This window comes from Pseudomonadales bacterium, from assembly GCA_041395665.1.
Classification (GTDB): Bacteria; Pseudomonadota; Gammaproteobacteria; order Pseudomonadales; family UBA7239; genus UBA7239.
Map to the genome: position 1 here is coordinate 266,582 of JAWLAB010000003.1, position 20,060 is coordinate 286,641.

General features: G+C 46.4%; 19 protein-coding genes. 4 read left to right on the forward strand and 15 right to left on the reverse strand.

Annotated features, from left to right (window positions below; translation table 11 throughout):
* Positions 1 to 94 precede the first annotated feature (94 nt).
* A complete protein-coding gene (murI, locus tag R3E63_05950; GenBank protein MEZ5539488.1) occupies positions 95 to 925 on the forward strand; it encodes a glutamate racemase in 831 nt (276 codons plus the stop codon).
* Here the strand turns inward: murI and R3E63_05955 are convergent.
* The 15 genes from R3E63_05955 to R3E63_06025 form a co-directional block, all read right to left on the reverse strand.
* Positions 922 to 1,701, reverse strand: coding sequence for a pilus assembly protein (locus R3E63_05955; GenBank protein ID MEZ5539489.1), 780 nt, complete (start codon positions 1,699 to 1,701; stop codon positions 922 to 924). The two genes, murI and R3E63_05955, sit on opposite strands and share 4 nt — an antisense overlap.
* Positions 1,701 to 2,432 carry a tetratricopeptide repeat protein gene (locus R3E63_05960; GenBank protein ID MEZ5539490.1) on the reverse strand — a complete coding sequence of 244 codons (732 nt, stop codon included), beginning with the start codon at positions 2,430 to 2,432 and terminating at the stop codon, positions 1,701 to 1,703. Before R3E63_05960 ends, R3E63_05955 begins: the two co-directional genes overlap by 1 nt.
* Positions 2,433 to 2,786 carry a DUF192 domain-containing protein gene (locus tag R3E63_05965; GenBank protein ID MEZ5539491.1) on the reverse strand — a complete coding sequence of 118 codons (354 nt, stop codon included), beginning with the start codon at positions 2,784 to 2,786 and terminating at the stop codon, positions 2,433 to 2,435.
* Positions 2,786 to 3,724, reverse strand: a complete 939-nt coding sequence (locus tag R3E63_05970) for a type II secretion system F family protein (protein MEZ5539492.1) — start codon at positions 3,722 to 3,724, stop codon at positions 2,786 to 2,788. The genes R3E63_05965 and R3E63_05970 overlap by 1 nt, the downstream gene beginning before the upstream one ends.
* 5 nt (positions 3,725 to 3,729) lie before the next feature.
* Positions 3,730 to 4,455: a type II secretion system F family protein gene (locus R3E63_05975; GenBank protein MEZ5539493.1), complete on the reverse strand. Its 726-nt coding sequence runs from the start codon at positions 4,453 to 4,455 to the stop codon at positions 3,730 to 3,732.
* Between the two features lie 141 nt (positions 4,456 to 4,596).
* The gene (locus tag R3E63_05980; protein MEZ5539494.1) at positions 4,597 to 6,264 is read right to left on the reverse strand and encodes an ATPase, T2SS/T4P/T4SS family; all 1,668 of its coding nucleotides are present in this window, start codon (positions 6,262 to 6,264) and stop codon (positions 4,597 to 4,599) included.
* 26 nt (positions 6,265 to 6,290) lie between these two features.
* Positions 6,291 to 7,628 carry a pilus assembly protein N-terminal domain-containing protein gene (locus R3E63_05985; GenBank protein MEZ5539495.1) on the reverse strand — a complete coding sequence of 446 codons (1,338 nt, stop codon included), beginning with the start codon at positions 7,626 to 7,628 and terminating at the stop codon, positions 6,291 to 6,293.
* A gap of 31 nt (positions 7,629 to 7,659) precedes the next feature.
* Positions 7,660 to 9,639 (reverse strand): Flp pilus assembly protein CpaB, encoded by a 1,980-nt coding sequence (gene cpaB / locus R3E63_05990; GenBank protein ID MEZ5539496.1) that lies wholly within the window; start codon positions 9,637 to 9,639, stop codon positions 7,660 to 7,662.
* 30 nt (positions 9,640 to 9,669) lie between these two features.
* Positions 9,670 to 10,503 (reverse strand): hypothetical protein, encoded by an 834-nt coding sequence (locus R3E63_05995; protein MEZ5539497.1) that lies wholly within the window; start codon positions 10,501 to 10,503, stop codon positions 9,670 to 9,672.
* 9 nt (positions 10,504 to 10,512) lie between these two features.
* On the reverse strand, positions 10,513 to 11,205 hold the full coding sequence (locus R3E63_06000) for a hypothetical protein (protein MEZ5539498.1): 693 nt from the start codon (positions 11,203 to 11,205) through the stop codon (positions 10,513 to 10,515).
* The gene (locus R3E63_06005) at positions 11,198 to 12,139 is read right to left on the reverse strand and encodes a hypothetical protein (protein MEZ5539499.1); all 942 of its coding nucleotides are present in this window, start codon (positions 12,137 to 12,139) and stop codon (positions 11,198 to 11,200) included. Before R3E63_06005 ends, R3E63_06000 begins: the two co-directional genes overlap by 8 nt.
* Entirely contained in the window at positions 12,136 to 13,941 is a 1,806-nt protein-coding gene (locus tag R3E63_06010) for a pilus assembly protein TadG-related protein (GenBank protein MEZ5539500.1), read from the reverse strand. The genes R3E63_06005 and R3E63_06010 overlap by 4 nt, the downstream gene beginning before the upstream one ends.
* A gap of 29 nt (positions 13,942 to 13,970) precedes the next feature.
* Positions 13,971 to 14,249, reverse strand: coding sequence for a hypothetical protein (locus tag R3E63_06015; protein ID MEZ5539501.1), 279 nt, complete (start codon positions 14,247 to 14,249; stop codon positions 13,971 to 13,973).
* A 71-nt stretch (positions 14,250 to 14,320) separates the two neighbouring features.
* Positions 14,321 to 15,058 carry a hypothetical protein gene (locus R3E63_06020; protein MEZ5539502.1) on the reverse strand — a complete coding sequence of 246 codons (738 nt, stop codon included), beginning with the start codon at positions 15,056 to 15,058 and terminating at the stop codon, positions 14,321 to 14,323.
* Between the two features lie 49 nt (positions 15,059 to 15,107).
* Positions 15,108 to 15,476, reverse strand: a complete 369-nt coding sequence (locus R3E63_06025) for a cyclic nucleotide-binding domain-containing protein (GenBank protein MEZ5539503.1) — start codon at positions 15,474 to 15,476, stop codon at positions 15,108 to 15,110.
* 123 nt (positions 15,477 to 15,599) lie between these two features.
* Between R3E63_06025 and R3E63_06030 the strand changes: the two genes are divergently transcribed.
* The 3 genes from R3E63_06030 (at position 15,600) to R3E63_06040 (ending at position 20,051) form a co-directional block, all read left to right on the forward strand.
* Positions 15,600 to 16,687 (forward strand): IS3 family transposase gene (locus tag R3E63_06030; GenBank protein ID MEZ5539504.1). Its coding sequence is split into 2 segments (ribosomal slippage): positions 15,600 to 15,852 and positions 15,852 to 16,687, totalling 1,089 coding nucleotides; the frame shifts between segments, so codons are not numbered across the junction.
* A gap of 726 nt (positions 16,688 to 17,413) precedes the next feature.
* Positions 17,414 to 18,259 (forward strand): sterol desaturase family protein, encoded by an 846-nt coding sequence (locus R3E63_06035; protein ID MEZ5539505.1) that lies wholly within the window; start codon positions 17,414 to 17,416, stop codon positions 18,257 to 18,259.
* Positions 18,260 to 18,371: 112 nt separating this feature from the next.
* Positions 18,372 to 20,051, forward strand: coding sequence for a carboxyl transferase domain-containing protein (locus R3E63_06040; GenBank protein MEZ5539506.1), 1,680 nt, complete (start codon positions 18,372 to 18,374; stop codon positions 20,049 to 20,051).
* The last annotated feature ends 9 nt before the right edge of the window (positions 20,052 to 20,060 follow it).

Here is a 20,060-nt window from a genome sequence, read left to right on the forward strand (position 1 = left end):
TACATTGGCAGCGCGCTATTATGCCAGAGCTTTTTAAGCGCAAAACCAGCCATCTGCTATGATGATTCATCCATTTCTTCCAGCAGCTTTACACATGGCGCGCATTCTTATCTTTGATTCTGGCGTTGGCGGGCTATCCATTCTCGGTGCGCTAAAAAGAAATCCTGATATCAGCCAAACCGCGCATGAGTGGCTGTTCTGCTCCGATAACGCTTTTTTTCCCTACGGCCTTAAGAAAGAAGATGAATTGATTGCGCGAGTGACGCGCGTGCTGCAAGCCATCCACCAGCAATATCAACCCGACATCATCGTGCTTGCCTGCAACACCGCTAGCACCGTCGCACTGGAAGCCGTGCGCCAAATACTGCCTGTACCGATAGTCGGCGTTGTGCCTGCCATCAAACCTGCGGCACAACTCACGCAATCTGGCTGTATTGGCTTGCTGGCTACACCCGGCACCATCGCGCGTGCTTACACAGAACAGCTGATTAAAGACTTTGCCAGCAACTGCGATGTAGTACGCGTAGGTAGCAATGAACTGGTGGGGCAGGCGGAACAACAACTGCGCAGTGGGTTTGTCGATCAAACGAAGATTCACGAAGCATTGATGCCACTGCGCAACGCAATTGCCAAACATCAATTAGATACGGTTGTGCTGGCCTGCACGCACTTTCCGTTGATTATCACGCACCTACAAGAGCAACTGCCTGAAATCAAACATTGGGTAGACTCCAGTGAAGCAGTAGCGCGACGCGTAGCTTGGTTATTGCAACAACCAACACAAAAAAATACAGCTCACTCATCTGGGCCAGAAGCAGGTGGCACTGCACTATTTACGCGTATGGATGAATCCATCGAGCAACTAAAACGCACTTTAGGCTATTTTGGTTTAGGAAATATTTGTTTATTAACGGTGGATAGCTAGGGCTGAGACTGATCGCCTTCTTCTGCATCAGAATTGCGAGACAGGCCAAATCCATTGTCCCCAAAAACCCCCAAATTCAATAAATTACCGGAGCTAGAACCATACGGCCAAGCTCGCCACGCGGGGTCGTCAAGAATATCGGATTGCATGCGTATTACGGCAGCCGAAGTGATGGGAATGGTATAAGGGTCGTTGGTGCTTGCCTCACAATCCAATAAATTGTGCCCAATGTTGTAAGTTCTAATTGCCTCGCGTATGGCAACGCGAATCACAGGAAAGCTTAAGTGATAACAAAAAGTAATTTGCAACTTCAGCAAATTGGCGTCTTGGATATTCACACGCGACGCACCCGGCTTGGCATCGCGATACATTAGGTTGTCATTAGGGATTTTTTTCCATCCAGTGACATCATCGTCTTCACCAAATTCCAAAAACGCCAATCGCGTTGGATTGATGCGGTCAAATTTTACATAACCAGAACCTACCAAACCATCAACAACACCCACTGCATCCGTCACATTAAAGGAGTTGTTATCGGTGGTATAAAACGGCGCCATACCAATGACAAAGCCTCGGCGCACTGATGTCAGTGTCGCTCCATTTACAGCGGCAATTCGCGCAGCATTAAATGCCGCATAATTGAGCGTCGTTTTTGCTTGGTAAATCAGAGCAAATTGCAAACAACCAAATACCAGCATAAAGACTACCGGCGCAATAATAATAAACTCCGTCGCGCTTTGGCCTCGTTGCCGAGTATAAGATAGCGCTCTTTTCATTATTGAGCAGCCTGTTCACTAGGCGATTTTAATAAAGGCGGATGCCAAATATCTTTTCCTTCTGCATCGGTTTTCTTTTTATCAGAAGGTTGTGGTGATTGTGTTGCTACAGCCTCTTGCTGCTCTATTTGCTGCGACTCGAATGCTTCAGGTGATGTTTGGTCCGGCATCAGCACTGGCGGCAAATCTGAGATTTTTTGTGGTTTCCCATCCAAAACAATCATTTCAACTTTGCTTACATCAACAGGCTTTTGCTCTTCTTTTTTATTGGCCGAGAGCTTTTCTAAAGCTTGATTCTGCTGTTCCATCAACTGCAATAATTGCTGGTTATATGACTTTGCAATTTGAAAAACAGGATCGCTCGGTGGCAAATAACGCAATGCCTCTGAAAAAGTTTGGGCTGATGCACGCAACTGATTAAAGCCTGCGTTATACCAAGCTTTTGCAAAGTGGCTGTCTCTCAGTACAGCTTCGCGATACGCCTTTACCGCTTCGTCTATTTGATCCATGCGCGCATGTGTATTACCCATGCGAAACCAAACCTCTGCCTCCGACGGTGTCGCCTGCGATAGTTTTTTGTAGTACTGCAACGCAGTTGGGTATTGGCCATCTTGGTAGGCTTTATCTGCCTTGGTACGCCACTCCGCCAATGTTGATAAGCTCGGAGAGGACATACATCCGGCAAGCAGCACAACCGCCAGCAACATCACAATACGCCGCACCATAGACATTTACTCTTTAGGCAGAAATTTTAATTGGGCGCCAACAGCAAGCCCTAGTTTTTCAGCATCACCAGCGCGCAACTCCAAAGCTGATTTGGCTGCAATACACAGCAACACACGCCACGGTGCAACATGGTGGCCAATCTTCAGCACAAACCCTTGTTTATTGATAAACACAACATCAATCGAATAACGCATAAAAAAAGTATGAATTGAATTACAGTGCGTAATCCATAAAGACTCACGAGGCATCAGTTCCACACGCCCTAGTAAACCGCGCATTCGCTCAAACACATTGGTGGTCTGTTGGATTCTAGAATCAGGCAGCACATGGTGATTGAGCTGCAACTCACCCAATAACATTATAAAAATCCCTGATTCATAAATTTCACTACGATGGGGAATGCCAGAATCATGAATGTCACAGGAAAGATAAAAGCCATCAAAGGGAAAATCAGTTTAACTGGCGCTTCCATAGCCAATTTTTCAGCACGCTGGAATCGTTCATTTCGCCGTTGATCCGATTGCACTTTTAGCACTTTACTCATGCTAGATCCCAATTTTTCTGCTTGGATAACCGCACGCACAAAAGCACTGACCGCTTTTATATCAAGACGCTCAGCCATACGCGTCAACGCATCTGCCCTGCTCGCACCCGCGCGAATATCACGCATGACCGTCAGAAACTCATGTTTTAGCGCACCACTCGGCCCTTTTTCTACCGCTTGATTCATTGCACCAGTGAGGTTTAAGCCTGCTTCCACACACATCGAAATAAACTCAAGATACATCGGCAACGCACGCATCACTTCTTTTTCTCGTTTGACTTTGGTTTCGCTCAACCAGATTACGGGCAAGAAAAATCCCATCAAAATAGAACCAATAAAAATCAACAGAGAAAGCTTTTTCAGCATCAAAGCTGCCAGCAATACTAAAATTGGAAAAAGAAAAGCACTGAATACACGAATCGCGAAAAACTCCTCCGCATTGACATAGTAGGCAACACCAGTTTGCTGCAAACGCTTTTCTAGTCTATCTAAATATGGGATGGGCAAGTTCGTGCAGAGATAATACGCAATGATACGAATCAAAGGCCAGACTAACTTTAATGCGGGCGGTAGCTCATCTTTATATTCACGACTTTCTTCAGGTATACGCGAGCCTAGTATTTTAATGATCAGCACGATTAGCGCGACAGAAATACCGATACCAATAGCCGATGTATACATTAATACCGGCGCACTGAGGTTTAAGAAAATAAACCACAAGTCAGATAACTCTTTTTGTATCGATAACCACATAGAGTTCACACATCAATCGTCGTAATTTTTCGAATAATTGAAAAGCCAATACCCAGCATGACGACAATGACACCAAGTACTACATACCCCATTGTGGTGCTGTACAACTTGCTCATTGCTTCTGGCTCAATCACATTCAACGCACACGCCAGCAAGATAGGTAGCCCCGTCATCACATAACCTTGCATCTTGCCTTGTGAAGTTAAGCTAACAATTTTGCCTTCCATCGCTGCCTTTTGACGCAAGGTATCTGCTAGTTTTTCCATCACTTCCACAAGATTACCGCCCACTTCGCGTGAAATACGAATAGCAGACAAAGCCACTCTAAAATCTTGCGATGGAATGCGCTTTTCCATATCAACCAGAGCTTGATCGAAATTAACACCCAACTTAATTTTTCGCACCAATAAAGAAAACTCTTGCGCCAAGGGTGCTGGCTGCTCCGTTGCCAATGTTTCAATTGCACCCATCAAACTAGTTCCTGCACCGAGACTACTCGCTAATGACATGAATGCATCCGGTAGCTGTTCATCAAACTTTTTCATGCGTGATTTTTTGATGCTGCCGTAGAACATTTTTGGCACAACTGCCATCACAACAACAGCGACTATCACACTGAGAAAGTCGCGCTTGATGATCAACACCAGCGTCGGCACCACAATTAATGCTGTGGTGTAGTAGCGCACCAACATGTCAGGATCCATAAACATAAACATGTCCGACAAGTTCATGTTTGCTTCTTCAGAAAGCTGAGACTCGAAACGCGCTTTTATTTTTGCACCCACTGTCATTGCCAAGAAAAACAAAATAGACAGACTGACAAACAGTAGAATAAAGATTACTAAGATACCTGTTCCAGACATCGTTATTTCTCAGCCAAATAAACTCATATCGACTTCTAAGCCGCGTTTACGCATATCTTCGTAGAACTCTGGCACTCGACCTGTTGCTACAAATTGGCCACGAACACGCCCTTCTGCATCGTACCCTTCTTGCTGGAAACGAAAAATTTCTTGCATTTGGATAATGCCCGTTTCCATACCCGTAATTTCATTGATAGCCGTTACACGACGGCTGCCGTCAGAAAAACGCGACTGCTGCACAATCATATTGACTGCTGAAGAAATTTGCTCACGAATGGCTTGCACGGGCAAATCCATGCCAGCCATCATCACCATGACCTCTAAACGCGAAATCATGTCGCGCGGTGTGTTAGCGTGACCTGTTGTCAACGAACCTTCGTGCCCCGTGTTCATCGCTTGCAACATATCTAACGCTTCACCGCCGCGACACTCGCCGACAACGATTCTGTCCGGTCGCATACGCAAACAGTTTTTCACCAAATCACGAATCGTAATCGCACCTCGCCCTTCCATATTTGGCGGTCTTGCTTCCAATGAAACTAAGTGTGGCTGCGCCAACTGTAATTCAGCAGCATCTTCAATGGTAATAACGCGCTCGCCATGAGGAATAAAGTTTGACAACACATTCAATAAAGTAGTTTTACCAGAGCCTGTACCGCCTGAAATCACGATATTGCGTTTCTGTTCTACGCAAATCTTCAAAAACTTCATCATATTTTCATTGACAGCTTTGAAGCCAACCAAATCTGATGCTTGTAATTTTTTCTTAGAAAACTTTCGGATAGTGATACAAGGACCTTTTAACGCAAGCGGTGGAATAATGGCATTCACACGCGAACCATCTTTTAAGCGCGCATCCACCATGGGTGAACTTTCATCTATCCTTCTTCCTAAAGGTGAAACAATCCGCTCAATGGTGGAAAGCACCGCTTTGTGGCTACTGTAGTTCACATCAGATTTTTGCAAACGCCCACTGCGTTCGATGTAAATATCATTAAAACTGTTGACCATAATTTCAGTCACAGACTCATCTGCCAACAGTGCTTCCATAGGTCCTAAGCCCACGGCTTCGTTCAATACATCTTCCGTCAAACGCGCACGCGTAATAAAAGGCGGCAATGCGCCTTCTAACCCGTCCAATACTTCATCAATCAATGCTTTGATGCGATTGCGCAAATCTTCATCTGACATCGTGCCAACATCAATACGTTTCAAGTCCATGCGCTTGAGCAATTCCTCATGCACATGGCTTTGCCACAAAATCAGTTGCTCCTGCTGCGCACTACCAACGGAGCCAAACGCTGGCGCACTTGCCGCACCGCCACTCTCTGCAGCAGCTACAGCATCTGACTCCCCGTCTTCGTTGGCGGCAGCTAATGCGTTGCCCACATCCAACTGTTTGCAGCGCAAGTTGTACGCACCAATCGTAATCACATCCGATGTTGTCAGTGGCCCGTAGGCATCCACACGTTTTCCGTTAACAAAAGTGCCGGCATCAACCTGGTCGCTAATATGCAGTCCGTCACCACGCTCTTCAATTTGCGCATGCAAACCAGCGACTTTCCAGCCACGCAACTGTACTAAATTGTCTCTGGATTTCCCTATGCCGCAGCGATTTCCCATGCAGCGCACGAGATTATCACTTTCGCCTTTTGTGCTTACTGTAATTTCAAACATCGGCTAAATCTCTATTGCTATCCTAATTATTCAAACAGACCTTTTTCAAAAGAGCTGTTGAAACGATTGATCATGTCATCACGACGCGCCGCTTCTTCACGATTAATGTCATGGTTTACATCAATAATGGTTGGCGTAACAAAAATAACCAATTCTGTTTTTTTCGTTTGAAAAAACTTGGAGCGAAATAGTTTTCCAAGGATTGGCAGATCACCCAGCCACTTCACTTTATCCAAGCTTCTGCTGATTTCTGAATTCGTTAAACCAGAAATAACCAAAGTTTCACCGTCTTTCATGTTGACATCAGTTGTTGTGCCGCGTGTTTTAAATGCTGGATTTCCATCCACTGCATTCGCTGGATCCAACACACTCACTTCCGTAGAAATTTTTGCCGAAATATTGCCGCGCGTATCCGCTTGAGGTGCGACACTCAACTTAATACCAAAGTCTTTGTAATCAACGGATGAGCCGTTGATATTGCTAGTCACGACTGGCACCTGCCCGCCCGCTAAGAACTCCGCTTGCCCGCCGCTGCGCGCACTCAAACGCGGTGAAGCAAGTAGGAACGCATCACCCGTGCTGACCAAATAGCTAATTCGCGAAGTAATTTCTGTCGCTATACCAAAGAAAGCCTGCCCTTCTTCGTTTCTAAACGGCAATGCAGTTAAATCACCTGTAAAATCTTTCGATGGTGCTGGTCTATAAAAAGAATTTGTTTTTACACCCTTATAAAATGCAGCTGTTGGCCCAGCGATATCTGTTTGCCAATTAATCCCCAACTGCTCTAAGTCATTGGTATTGAATTCGGTGATTTGTACATTCATGTAAACCATTTTTTCTGAAAACGCATTAGAAACACGCGTTAAGTTGATGACACTAGGGTACAAAGCAACTACACGCTCAACCAATGTTTTATCACGCTCGTAAATATCGCCTTCAATCACCGGTCTGCCAGAAACAGACTTCACGCTAATGCCTTCAACATTGCGCAGCAGTGCACTAATTTCAGCGACAGCGCGTGTTGTGCTACCAGGCAAAACATAAACAGTCGTGTCGTGTTGCCAACCCGCTTTGCCCCAGAGATGGATATTGGTCATCCCTTCCTCGTCTGCGACGATAACTAATTCACCCGTAGTCAATAAGCGCGTGCTGATTACTGAACCGCTCCCTACAACAACACGCTCTACATCACCCACTTTCATGACATAGGTTTCACCTTTATACAAAGACAGCAAAACTTCTTTGGGTTGAAGCTCTGCCGCTTGCACAGAATGCATCAGCAGAAATGCCATCAATATGGCAAAACATTTCAGCCACTGTTTTTGAAAGTTAAATAACTTATTCATGTTTTTTTTGATATTCATATTAGTCATTCCAAAACTATGCATTACCGCCTCACTTGCCTTGCGGCAATGCCTGTGCATCTTTTGATGCCGATGAAATAGAAGTTTTATCCAGTTTTAGTACGCCGTTTTCTTTGTTACCACCACTCATACTCTCGTAGCTACGACCACTAATACCTCCCTCTGAATCCGCGGAATCAATATTGGGAATGTTGCTATCTACCGCTAATAACGGTGCAGCATCCGGTGTCCCTGCGCGCACAGAGACATCCAATACTCTGCCGTCATTTGCTTTCACAGAACCGTCAGCACTCACCGTGGCGACGACATTGCCTTTATCGTCATATACCTTGTCGCCAATCACTTTGCCGATTACTTTTCCATCACTGCCGACAACTTCGTTGGCAACAATATTTCCTTTTGCGTCAACCAAAGCATCACCTACTGACTGCCCAATCACATTGCCGTTGACATCTGTCACCGTGCCATCTGCGTTTACTGTGCCGACTACATTGCCCATTGCGTCAATGACTTTTCCATCCACGATGCGCCCTAAAGTTTTGCCATCTTTTCCAATCGCAACTTTAGATTGCTGCACACCATCTGACACTTTGCCGACAATTTTTCCATTCAAATCGACCACATTGCCGTTGGCATCAACACGCGCAATCAATTTGCCGTCGGCGTCATACACTTTGTCACCAACTACTTTACCGATAGGTTTTCCTTTGGCATCAACAGCCACCTTACCAACCGGCGCACCAATCACATTGCCTTTATCGTCAACAACTTGTCCTTTGTCATTCACTTTACCGATAACATTGCCGTCTTTATCGTAAACAACGCCGTTGACTACATTGCCAATCACATTGCCTTTGGCATCTACCGCAACAGATTCGCTGACATGCCCCAGCATACGACCATCGTTTGACACCACTTTGCCATCAACAACACGACCAATTTGATTGCCATTTGCGTCGTACACTTTATCGCCAACTACTTGACCAACCGGTCTACCATCAGATCCCAAAGCTATCTGTGCTTTCACTTTTTCACCGATGACTTTGCCTTTGGCATCGACAACCTTGCCATCAGCATTCACTTTTCCAATGACATTACCCTGTGCGTCATACACAACACCGCCAACCACTTTTCCTATTGCATTGCCATTGACATCACGCACTACTTCTGTAGACGCACGCGCTAGTTCTGCATTGCGTGCTTTTCTCATCAGCGACATTAACTGTGATGGGCGCACTGCATCAAAACCACTTGAACCGCCATCGTTGCGATTACGCAGTGCTGCGATAATTCGCCCTGCTTCTTCAGCTACTTTTAACATCGCCACTTGTTCCGGAAACAAATCGACGGTAACGGAGGAATAATCTTTATCCGTCATCACCGCGCCTGATCGCTGTGATTGCATGGATTTTGAATCTTGACTGCCTGTTGCAATCACCACCACATTTTCCAACACAGGAAAAACTACTTCTTCTGCACCGGCATTTTCTAAACCGGGTGTTGGTTCTGCCCCCGCCTGACCTGCTGGCATACCAACAAGAATGTCAATGTGATTACCAGGACGAAGCATGCCGTCCATCGAATTAATACGATCCACTTTAATCGTGATTGCTCTACGACCCGCTGCAATCGAATCCGAAAAATCTCCCATATTGATACCGGATAGAGAATTTAACGGAATGGGTTTTCCGCGTGCGGCAGGGTACTGCAGCCGACGACCTTCAACTTTTTTGTAATATTGCGCAGTAATAACATCGGGGCCCACATACTTTTCGGGTATTTTTCTCGCTGCCACGGTATCCAGCGCAATAATTTCACCCGGCATCAAATCGCGCACCGGCACAACAACGGCCACCTCAACTTCTGGTGGTTTTTGGTATTGCTTTGCCAATGCAGCCTCTCTATTTTTGAGATACAACACCGCAAGCCCAGCTGCGATTAACCCCAAAAATACAGACACGACCAACATAGACAGTGTGCTCTGCTTTTTAAACCCTTCGACCAGTGACATACCTTTCCTCTAGGAGAGACTTACTAAAAATTATTCCAAAACGATTTTGCCGATAACATTACCGCCGCTATCAACAATATCGCCATTGCCCGAAACTTTACCGACTGTGCCGATAACGATTGGCTTATCGTCGGCATCCAAAATCAAATTACCTAACGCATCTACCTTCAATACATTGTCGCCATCTTGTTTACCAACAATATTGCCGTCTTCATCGACAACAAAACCGTCTTTATCCACTTTGCCTAATATTTCTCCGTCTTTATCAACTGCAACGAAATTACTCGTGCCGCCACCTGCCGCAGGATAAGTACCAATTTTGTTACCGTCGCTATCAATGACATTACCGTTGCTGTCTATCGTGCCAATCAAATTGCCTTCATCGTCGTAAACATTGCCTGCCAAAACGGTGCCAATGATTGTTTTGCCATCTAAACCGAGAGCCTCTGTACCGGTTGGCGGTGTGTAGGTTGTACTGCCGTCATCCGAGCCTGAGCCTGAGCCTGAGCCTGAGCCAGAACCGCCACCGCCACTACCACCGGTGCCGCTACCAGAACCAGAACCACCATTGCCACCGTTATTAAAATTCACCAAAAAATTAGGGTATTCAGACGCGGAAATTGCAAAGGAATAACCTTCATAGCGATTGCGCAACACCTGCCCTAACATTTCCATCACGCTGCATTTGTTTTCATGGTTTGACCAATCTGTGCGTATGGATGATGCGGGGCATTGCAACGATCCTGGTGGAGAAATCGGCTGCATCAATGCAAAAACAATGGCAGATGTCACCACGATATATTCCATACTGGATTGACCCAGTTGCTGTTTTCTCCTCGTTGTTTTTGCAGTGACAACATTCATAAATCGCACTCAAAATGCCGATTTCACTTCATTGAACAGGACGACAGAAGCACCCGCCTGCTCATGAATAGCGATATTGATATCGACACCATCTTTTCTATAAGACAGCGCTTGCGAACCTACCGATGGATTCACCGGTGTTAAAAAAGAACTCCAACCTGCGTTTTCATAATGCATACGATAGAAATCCATGTTATCGACAATGCTTTTTTCATTGAGTAACACCACCGTACGAGCGCGTTTTCCCGGCATGGAATCGCTAATATCCGATACCACTTCCGAGTTACCCACCATTGGAATACCTCCACCGAGCTCTACTTTTGTCGCACGATTTCCTGGCAACTCAGTAATGACTAAGCGCCCAACGGACTTTTCTGCATCCAGAGGATCCGCTTTAACTTGCACAGAAAAGAAATATTTTTCATCACCGCGACTGATTTGTTTTAGCTCACCCAAGTCATTTTCGACAAAACCTTTTTCATCAATTTCACCTTCTGCCCAATGCTTGCGGTAGTAATTGAGAATTTTTTCGTACTGACAATCACAGTGAATATTTTCGATATACATACGCACACCGTTGTACACCATGTCATCAGCTGTCCACTCTGTTTCAATAAAATCAGGACGATCAAACGATGGCCATGCCTGCGCCCATGTTGGCAAGAGCAAGAAAAAGTAAAAAGCCAGCCAGCGCCTATTCATTGAACGAACACACGCCATTTTTATCGCAAATATCGGCTTCATCTACACCGATATTGAATGGGTCTGTGTTGTAGCCACCCATATCCCAGCCGTCTGAGCTACCTGGAGCGGGCTGCTTTAACTTTGGCTCAGACAGTGCTCCGGCTAATACACGACGCATAGTGTTAAGCACATCGTTATTGAGAAATGAACTCGGCACCAAACCGCCCGTTTGTGTTTTGAACATCGCAGGGCCTTGCGCGCTCCATGAATCCACTAACAAAGCGGAATCGGCATACATGGCAAGATGTACTGTTTCAATCGTCTCTAAATCTGATTTTTTTTGGTTGTCAGGCACAACATAAGAAACATTATTCAATGGAATAGCGACAATATGATTATCACTTTCAAAGTAGCCGTCTAAATTCGGTGAAAAATTACTACGCTTACTTCCAAGCCAACTAAACAGTTTATAAACAGGCTGCAAGGTTTTAGTAAAGAAACGCAACACTTCATAACCAATTCCTGGCGTTTCTTTTAATTTATCCACATTGACTTGCACACCGCTAACATCCACCAATGGCTTGCCTTGATAATCGAACAAAAAAGGATTTAACGAGGAATCATTCAACACCGCGCCTGATTGCGAAAGAATGGGCGCATTCGGCGCTTCCAACATACGCAATTTCGCTTCGTTGGCAATGACGCTGGATGTTTTTGCAGGGAATGTACTGCCACCGATAATCTCTACGCCGGCGGGAATTTTATTGGGCTCATGCCAAACGCTGCGCTCCCATGCCACATAACGCGCCATTTCTACTGAGGTTTGGCTCAACTCACCGTACTTGGTGATCACAGGCAAAATTAAAAATAGCGGCACTAAAACAGCCGCCGCAACGATAGCGAACTCCGTCATCGCTTGGCCGCGTTGCCATTGGCGGCTCGCGCGGCTCATAAACCAAAAATTCCTTTGATGGCATTTTCGATCATGTCTTTGGCGTAACCATCCATGTCCGTCATTTCGTCTATGACTGTTTTCTTGATATTTTCAACTTGCCCCGGCAAATCATTTGCACCTTGTTGTATGCCGGTAAAAGCCCATGCCAACTTAGGCTCTTGCACAAACATGGCAGAGATCAACACCATGTTATCCACTTGCGCTAAACGCGCGCCCCAATACGGGCTAAATGCATTGGGCTCTTCATCTAAACCGTCTGTGCGTTTGTAATAAATTTCGCCGCTGGAAATCGCTTGCAAGCCTGGCTTTTGCCCAAAAGGTCCTAAAGAAACAGCATCATCTGAGGATTGCCCCGCTGCCATATTTTCAAGCTGTAAATTACCTGTTGGGCTAGCCGTTCCCATGTTGTCTGAAGTGCGCGTATTTTTTTCTGGCATATAAACCCACACCACATACGGCGGAGGAATGGTGCCAGGCCAATCAAATTGCCAACTCTGCCCTGAAGCATTGAGGTAATCAGGATCAATCGTATGAAACGGCGCTAAATCACCATAGCTTTGCACTTGCGCGGTATTGCTGGGACCCCACGGATAAAACGCTTTTCCAGGCGAAGCCAAAATACTGCTCAATAAATTATTGCTCCAAGTGTCGCCGTAGGCTGCTTGCCACCCTGCAATACCTAACTTAGTGCCGCCAGTAGGAAGGGGGGCAACTTTGTATTGTTTTTTATCTTTTTTATCCGTATGCGCTAATTGCATTGAGCCCCAACCCAATGGCATCGGTAATTCAATACCCATATGCGCACCAAACAACCAAACACCAATCCCCAACTTAAATTCGTTAGTATCCATTGATGACCAGTTGAAATGCTCACGATTAGCCGTGGGACCAGAACCCGCGATATAACGCAAAGTGGAGCCACCTTCTTGGAACATGCCAATTTTGAAGTGGAATCCAAATTTCCCTAACAATGGGATTTTCCAACTGACTTCTTCTTGTGCTCCTAATTCATAGTTGGAACGATTTTTACTCCACAAATCGCGTGAATCATTCACGGCTGCTGCCATTTGTCGCATACAAGCGCGATTGAGATCGCGGTCTTCTGCCGTAGCTGATTTGCGCATGGCATCAGCCGGTTTGCAGCTTTTGTTGTACTGCTCAAACAAAAACATATTGAGGTATTGCACAAACTCAGACACCGTTCCCATCTTGGCACCCGGTGCATTTTTTTGTACCAAGCTGTCGCCAATGCTTAACATTGTTTCGTAAGTACCGAAACGAAATGCTAATTGTGAATAACCATAAAAAGTATTTAATCCAGCCACCAACTTAGAAAAAATACCTGCAAACTGCCCCACAATATTAGAAAAGTTAGCAACTGCATTACCAAACGCAACAAATACCGCCTTTACAGCAGCGGCCAATATTGGGCCGACAATGGGTATAGGTGCCAAAACTTGATTCAAAATATTACCGAGGCTAATAAAAGTACCGCCCCATTTCATTAACCATGTGGCAAGGCCAATGGTTTGTGCCAACGCCACTTCATTGGCGATCATGGCGCGGTTGGTGTAGGCGGTGAAATTGAGATGGCGCGCTTCTAATAAAGCTGCGCTATACGCAACAGAATCAGCGGCATTTTGTACTTCCATTTTGTCGCGCGTTAATTGGGATGTATTGAACAACACCAGTAACGACAACATTAAAACTGTGAGAAACAATAAAACCAGTAGCATGGCCTGACCGCGCTGTTGCAACGCAACAGCGGGCCACGATTGCCATAACCAGCGCGGCTTCATCCCTGATAATCGCAAGACAAATGAATCAATTACTTCTGGCCTGAAGTTTCTTGGTTCTCATCAAAAGTACCCATGCCTTCAGCAGTACTCGCTTCGGCTTGTGCCTTTGCAGCACCTGCTTTAGCAGTGTCTTTTGATTGTTGGCCTGACAGCTCAGTGGAAACATCAGCCACTGCACCTTGCATGGTTTGACCGAAATAGCTGTATGCAGCAATACCAGCAATCGCAATCAAGGCAACGATGATGATGTATTCCGTCATACCTTGACCCAGTTGTTTTAATTTACCTTTTACTGAAATGTTTTTCATAACGCACTCCACGCTGTTACGGCTTGGAAAGGAATCAAACAGAATAAGCCGCCAACTCTGCTGATAAAAAATTAAATATTGCAGTCGGTGTCATATTTCCAATCAAAAACACGCGCTTGATTAGTACTTAGTTTGAATACTTGCTCTGGAATAACAGAGCCATGCTGATCAAAGCCTGAAACATGCAGCTTCATGAAGGAGCCAGCAATATTTTTAACATTGAACTCCAACACATAAGCATTGAATTCTCCGCTTTGGGCGGGCAGGCTTTCGCGCACGATATCCAATACTTTTTCACGGTTTTCGTGATTCACGGAATAATGACGCGAAATTTTTACTGGATGCAAAATTTTACCACCCGTTTCTAAGCGCACCTGCGAAGGTGTAAAAAAGTAGCCAGTACGGAACGGCACGGGGTAAATTGCCAATTTCACTGTAGTGAATTGCGCTTCTGGCGCACTGCGATATTGCGCGGCTTTGCTATTACCAATTGGATCAGGAATCACAGGCAGTGGCACTAACACACCAGGACCTACACTGTGATGATTAAGCTTGCGCGGCGACAACAACTGTAAACGCGCCAAGAGATCTGCTTCCGGTTGGTATTTTGCAAAATAAGCAGGTGTTTCACCTTTGTAGTGGCGAACTTGCGCACAGAAAGAATCTGGCCGATTAGGATTATCAATGGCATTTTCAGGAGCAAACACATAACCACTTTCTGTAGAGACAGAAGCACAGCCCAGCAGCGAACCAATACTTCCTATCAAAGCCACACAAGAAAATACAAAGCGCAAGCGACGGCGTTCCATGGTGATACTGTTCCTCGTTTGTTATTACTTAAATCTTCCTAATGCAAAATCACTTCAGAAGATCAACAAAATCTTCAGACAATTCACGAATTTTGATGCTCATCATCTTGGCAAGGCTACGCAAAATCACCACACCAATATCCGGGTGCTGCGCCAACAATAATTCAAATCCTTTGCGAGTCAGCACCATCAATACGGTTTCTGAGAGTGCCTTCACTGTGGCAAAACGAGGGGCGTGCTCAATCATCGCCATTTCGCCAATGAGCTGCCCTTGTTTCAGAACAGCCAATTCAACATCTTTGCCAGCTTGGTTTTTCTTGATAATTTGGAGGCTACCTTGCACGACATAGCAGAGAAAATCCCCTTCATCACCTTCAGTAAAGAGCACTTCGCCCACACCAAGGTAAGTTTCATACATATGCTCTTCGACAACTTCTCTATCAAAGCTGCTAAGCCCAGTGAAAAGAAAGGGTAATCCCCCCTAAAAACCACCGTCTTCAAAAGTAGAAAATTCTCGTAACATGACCCGAGGAGGTTCTACATGCGCACATCGAAGTTTACCGACAGCCAGATCATGGCAGTTTTGAAGCAGGCCGAGGGCGGCACGTCTGTTCCGGTGCTGTGTCGCGAGCACAACATCAGCAGCGCGACGTTTTATAAATGGCGAGCACGTTTTGGCGGCATGGATGTGTCGCTGATGGCGCGTCTGAAGGAGCTGGAAGACGAAAACCGGCGCTTGAAGAAGATGTACGCTGAGGAGAAGCTGAAGGCAGAGATTGTGCAGGAGGCGCTCACAAAAAAGTGGTGAGGCCATCTCAGCGCAAAGAGATGGCCCAGCGCGCGGTGACAGAAAAAAGCGTCAGTATTCGCGCCGCGTGTCAGGCGTTTGTTATTAGCGAAAGTTGTTATCGATATGAAGCCAAGCTGTCTGATGAAAATGCTGAGATTGCTGACTGGTTGATACGTTTGACGACCAACCAAAAGAACTGGGGCTTTGGTTTGTGTTATCTGTTTCTACGCAACGTGAAAGGGTTTGGTTGGAATCACAAACGCGTGTATCGCATTTACCGTGGGCTGGAGCTAAACCTGAGAATCAAGCCGAAAAAGCGTATTGTTCGTGAAAAACCGCAGCCGTTGTCGGTGCCCAACGCGAAAAATATGTCTTGGTCGATGGATTTTATGCACGACAGTTTGAGCAATGGGCGCGCTTACCGTTTGTTCAACGTGATTGATGATTTCAATCGTGAAGCCTTGAGTATGGAAATTGATTTTTCACTGCCGTCTTTGCGCGTGATACGCACATTGAATCAGATCATCGAGTGGCGAGGTGCACCGCAAAAAATTCGCTGCGACAATGGGCCGGAATACATCAGCCATACACTGAAGCACTGGGCGGAACAGCGCGGTATTTGCATTGAATTTATCGAGCCGGGTAACCCGCAGCAAAATGCGTATATTGAGCGTTACAACCGCACGGTGCGCTATGACTGGCTGGGGCAATACCTGTTTGATTCGTTAGATGAAGTGCGAGATGTTGCCACGCGCTGGCTCTGGACTTATAACCATGAACGGCCGAACATGGGCATCGGCGGCATCACCCCGATGCAAAAACTGGCGCGAGCGGCGTGATGGCTGTGCGCTTGTGGACAACACCGTATACGGTGCTTGCCCACAGGGCACACAGCACAACAACGGCATCAAACCAGATGGCCAAACGTTCTACTTTTGAGAACGGTGAAAAATGGGGGGATTACCCGATAAAAACGCTTCAATTTCAGCGGCAGCCATTTTTTTATTCCGACAGGATAAGTCAGGTAATTATATCATTTTTTTGAGCGCCAAAAGACCTACACTGTATCCGGCATCATGATCAACACAATCAGCCCTTCCTCTACCTTAGCCTTTGGTAAAGCATGGATAAGCTCAAGGATATAACCACAAAAAAACTAACGCAATACCTTTGGGAGAAAGAGCTTCACTGGAATCAATCTATTTTTAGAAAAATAGCGCTTCTCTTTATTGTTGCCATGTCAGCTACATGATTCCATTCGGTATGCTTTCTTCCTTTCACTACCGATTACCTAGGACCTGGGCTCGGCGATCATCTTTCGAATATGTGCGCAACGCATTATCTGCACTGAAAACAGCAAAACGATATCACCGCTGTTGTTCTATTGGGAGCGCTAGTGCTGTGGTTTATCTTCCGCTGCTGTTTGATGTTTTATGGTTATTTCAACTACGCGAAACTCAACGCCATCCACCCCAATGATGATGCGCAAGCAAACGATAAACACGGGAGATTTCCCACCAATCTTCTTTATACCTTGGTGCTATTCAACGCGCTGATGCTAATCGGTGTCGCGCTGGTTTATAGCCTTCTTTGGCGGCATAGCAGTCGGCATGGGATACCACTTCAACCAAGGTTATGAGATTGCTAAAGACTTGGTTACTTATGCGCATCATTTAACCAACACTTATGTGCCGACACTATTCGAGCTACCGTCCGTTATTAGCATCTTGCTGATTTATAGCCTCATCAATCTCCCGCATTACTGGCTACACCGAATCGCGCACGAGTACAGATTGCCGTGGTTATTGCTGCACCGACCTCACCACTTTCCCAATACCATGATTGACCCCGTTACCACGGGTGTTGTGGTTGCCTTCCCTGTTGGCTTTTTGGTGATGTTTCCTTATGTGCTATTTTTTGGCGCTGCCACCAAACTTTTTTCAGCTGAACCACTGTATTTGGAAATTATTGTTCTTAACATTATTACGCAAACTGGTGCCGTTTCTGCGCACCATTCCGCACTTTATTATCTTGGCTTTAAATATCGGCTTCTCGGCTTTATTGGCCACCTGACAGGCACAGCCCAATACCATTATCTGCACCACGCATCGCATCCTGTTTATTCAGGTCACAACACTAACCTGACCAACCTCGGCGCAGGCCCCTGCATGCTGTGGGATCGCGTCTTCGGCACTTATGTAAAGCCGCCGGTTTCACGGCCTAAAATTGGCTTAACCGGCGACCCTAAACTGCACATGAATCCATGCCGATTGTTGATGGCTGGATTGGTGCAAATTATTTTTGAGTGGCAACACAATCCAGACTGGCGAACACGCGCCAGAATTCTTTTTGGAAAGTCTGACTACACACCACCCGTCAGCAAAGATTTCGCCATTAAAATCTCACCTTAATTATCAGTAACTTATCACCAGTAAGGCCGCAGTTCGTTGACTAAACCCCCTCAAAAAAGTATCGTTCCGCGTCTTTTATTTTCCATTTTTCCAGCCATCCACCGAGCTACCTATGAGCAAAATGCCCGCTGTCTCGCCCTCCCTCAAAAACCCGTTCGCCACAGCTGACGAAGTGGATTTCAAAATCCCCGGCCAGTGCGACTACGAGCCCGGCCTCTACGAAGCCACACTGAAAAAAGGTTACGACCTAATTCAACGCCCCAAACTTGCGGCGGGCGTGAGCAACACACAACGCCAACATTTGAAAAAACGCATGACGGTTTGGGAGCGTATTCGCGTACTGGCTGACCACGGCAGCGAACCGAATGTGTTGTACCAAAACTGGGGACCGAATCTCGACGGCGCAAGCTTGGTCACGGCCATCATTAAAGTCAAAGGTCGCGATGTCGCGGTATACGGACATGACTTCACCGTGCGCGCAGGCTCGATGGATGCCACTAACGGCGAAAAAATCGCACGCCTGTTCACACTGGCCGGCAAGCTGGGCATCCCGTTGGTCGGCATGAATGATTCCGCTGGTGCGTATGTGCCTGCAGGTGTGGGCGGCTTGGATGGCTATGCCGAAGCCTTCACCGCGCTGCGCAAAATCTCCGGTCGCGTGCCTTCTTTAATGTGCATGTTTGGTTTCAACGCGGGCGGCGGCTCCTACTTGCCGCGTCAAGGCAGCTTTGTCATCCAGCCCAACGAAACCTTTTTTGGTTTGACTGGCCCTGGCGTGGTGAAATCGGTGCTCGGCGAAGATGTCACACCCGACGAACTCGGCGGCCCTGCTGTGCATTCACAATCGGGTGTCACTGATTTTGTGGTGCAAGATGAAGCTGGCGCACTGAATTTAGTGCGCGAATTGCTAGATTATTTGCCCGCCAACAACGAAAGTATGGCGCCATTTCGCGCGACCAGCGATCCCGTTGATCGCAAAACTTGGGACATCGACATTCTGTTGCGCAAAGCCTTCAACTCGCCAAGCGGTTTTAACACGCCAGTCGATATTTCAATTTTGATTCAACAAATTTGTGATCACGGCGACTTTTTTGAAATTCAACCTGAGCGCGCACGCAACACGATTTGTGCGTTTGGTCGCGTCGGCGGACATGTGGCTGGCTTTGTTGCCAACAACTCTGCGGTGGCTTCAGGGCAAATTGATATCGCCGCTGCTTACAAAAATGCGCGTTTTATTCGCTTCTGTAATTTGTACAACATTCCTGTGATTTTCATGGAAGACACCACCGGCTTTTTGCCCGGTCGTGAGCAGGAAACAGGCGGTATCGTGCAAGCCGGTCGTGCGATGTTGGATGCGATTATTGATCTGCGCACACCGCGTTTCCTCGTCATTATTCGCAACGCTTTCGGCGGTGCTTACGCGTCTTACAACAACTATCCAACGGGTGCGGATCATGTCATCGCCCTGCCCACTACGCGTCTTGCGGTTATGGGCCCTGCTGGTGTGGAGTTTGTTTACAAAGATGAATTGCGCAAAATTCGCGCGGAAGTAAAAACACGCGCGGTAAAAGATCCACAAGGCGCAGCCGCGTGGGGCAAACAAGAAGAAGCTCTGCTCGCACAACGCTACGAGCGTGAATTGATGAACCCAAACGAAGCGCTGTCGCTCGGTTCAATTTCTTCTATCGTCATGCCTTCTGATTTGCGCAAAGAAATTGCATTGAACCTCGAGCTGCATCTGCGCAGCTACAAACCCTCGCCGCTGTCTGACATTCAGCGCGAATTTTTCTAATCGATTATC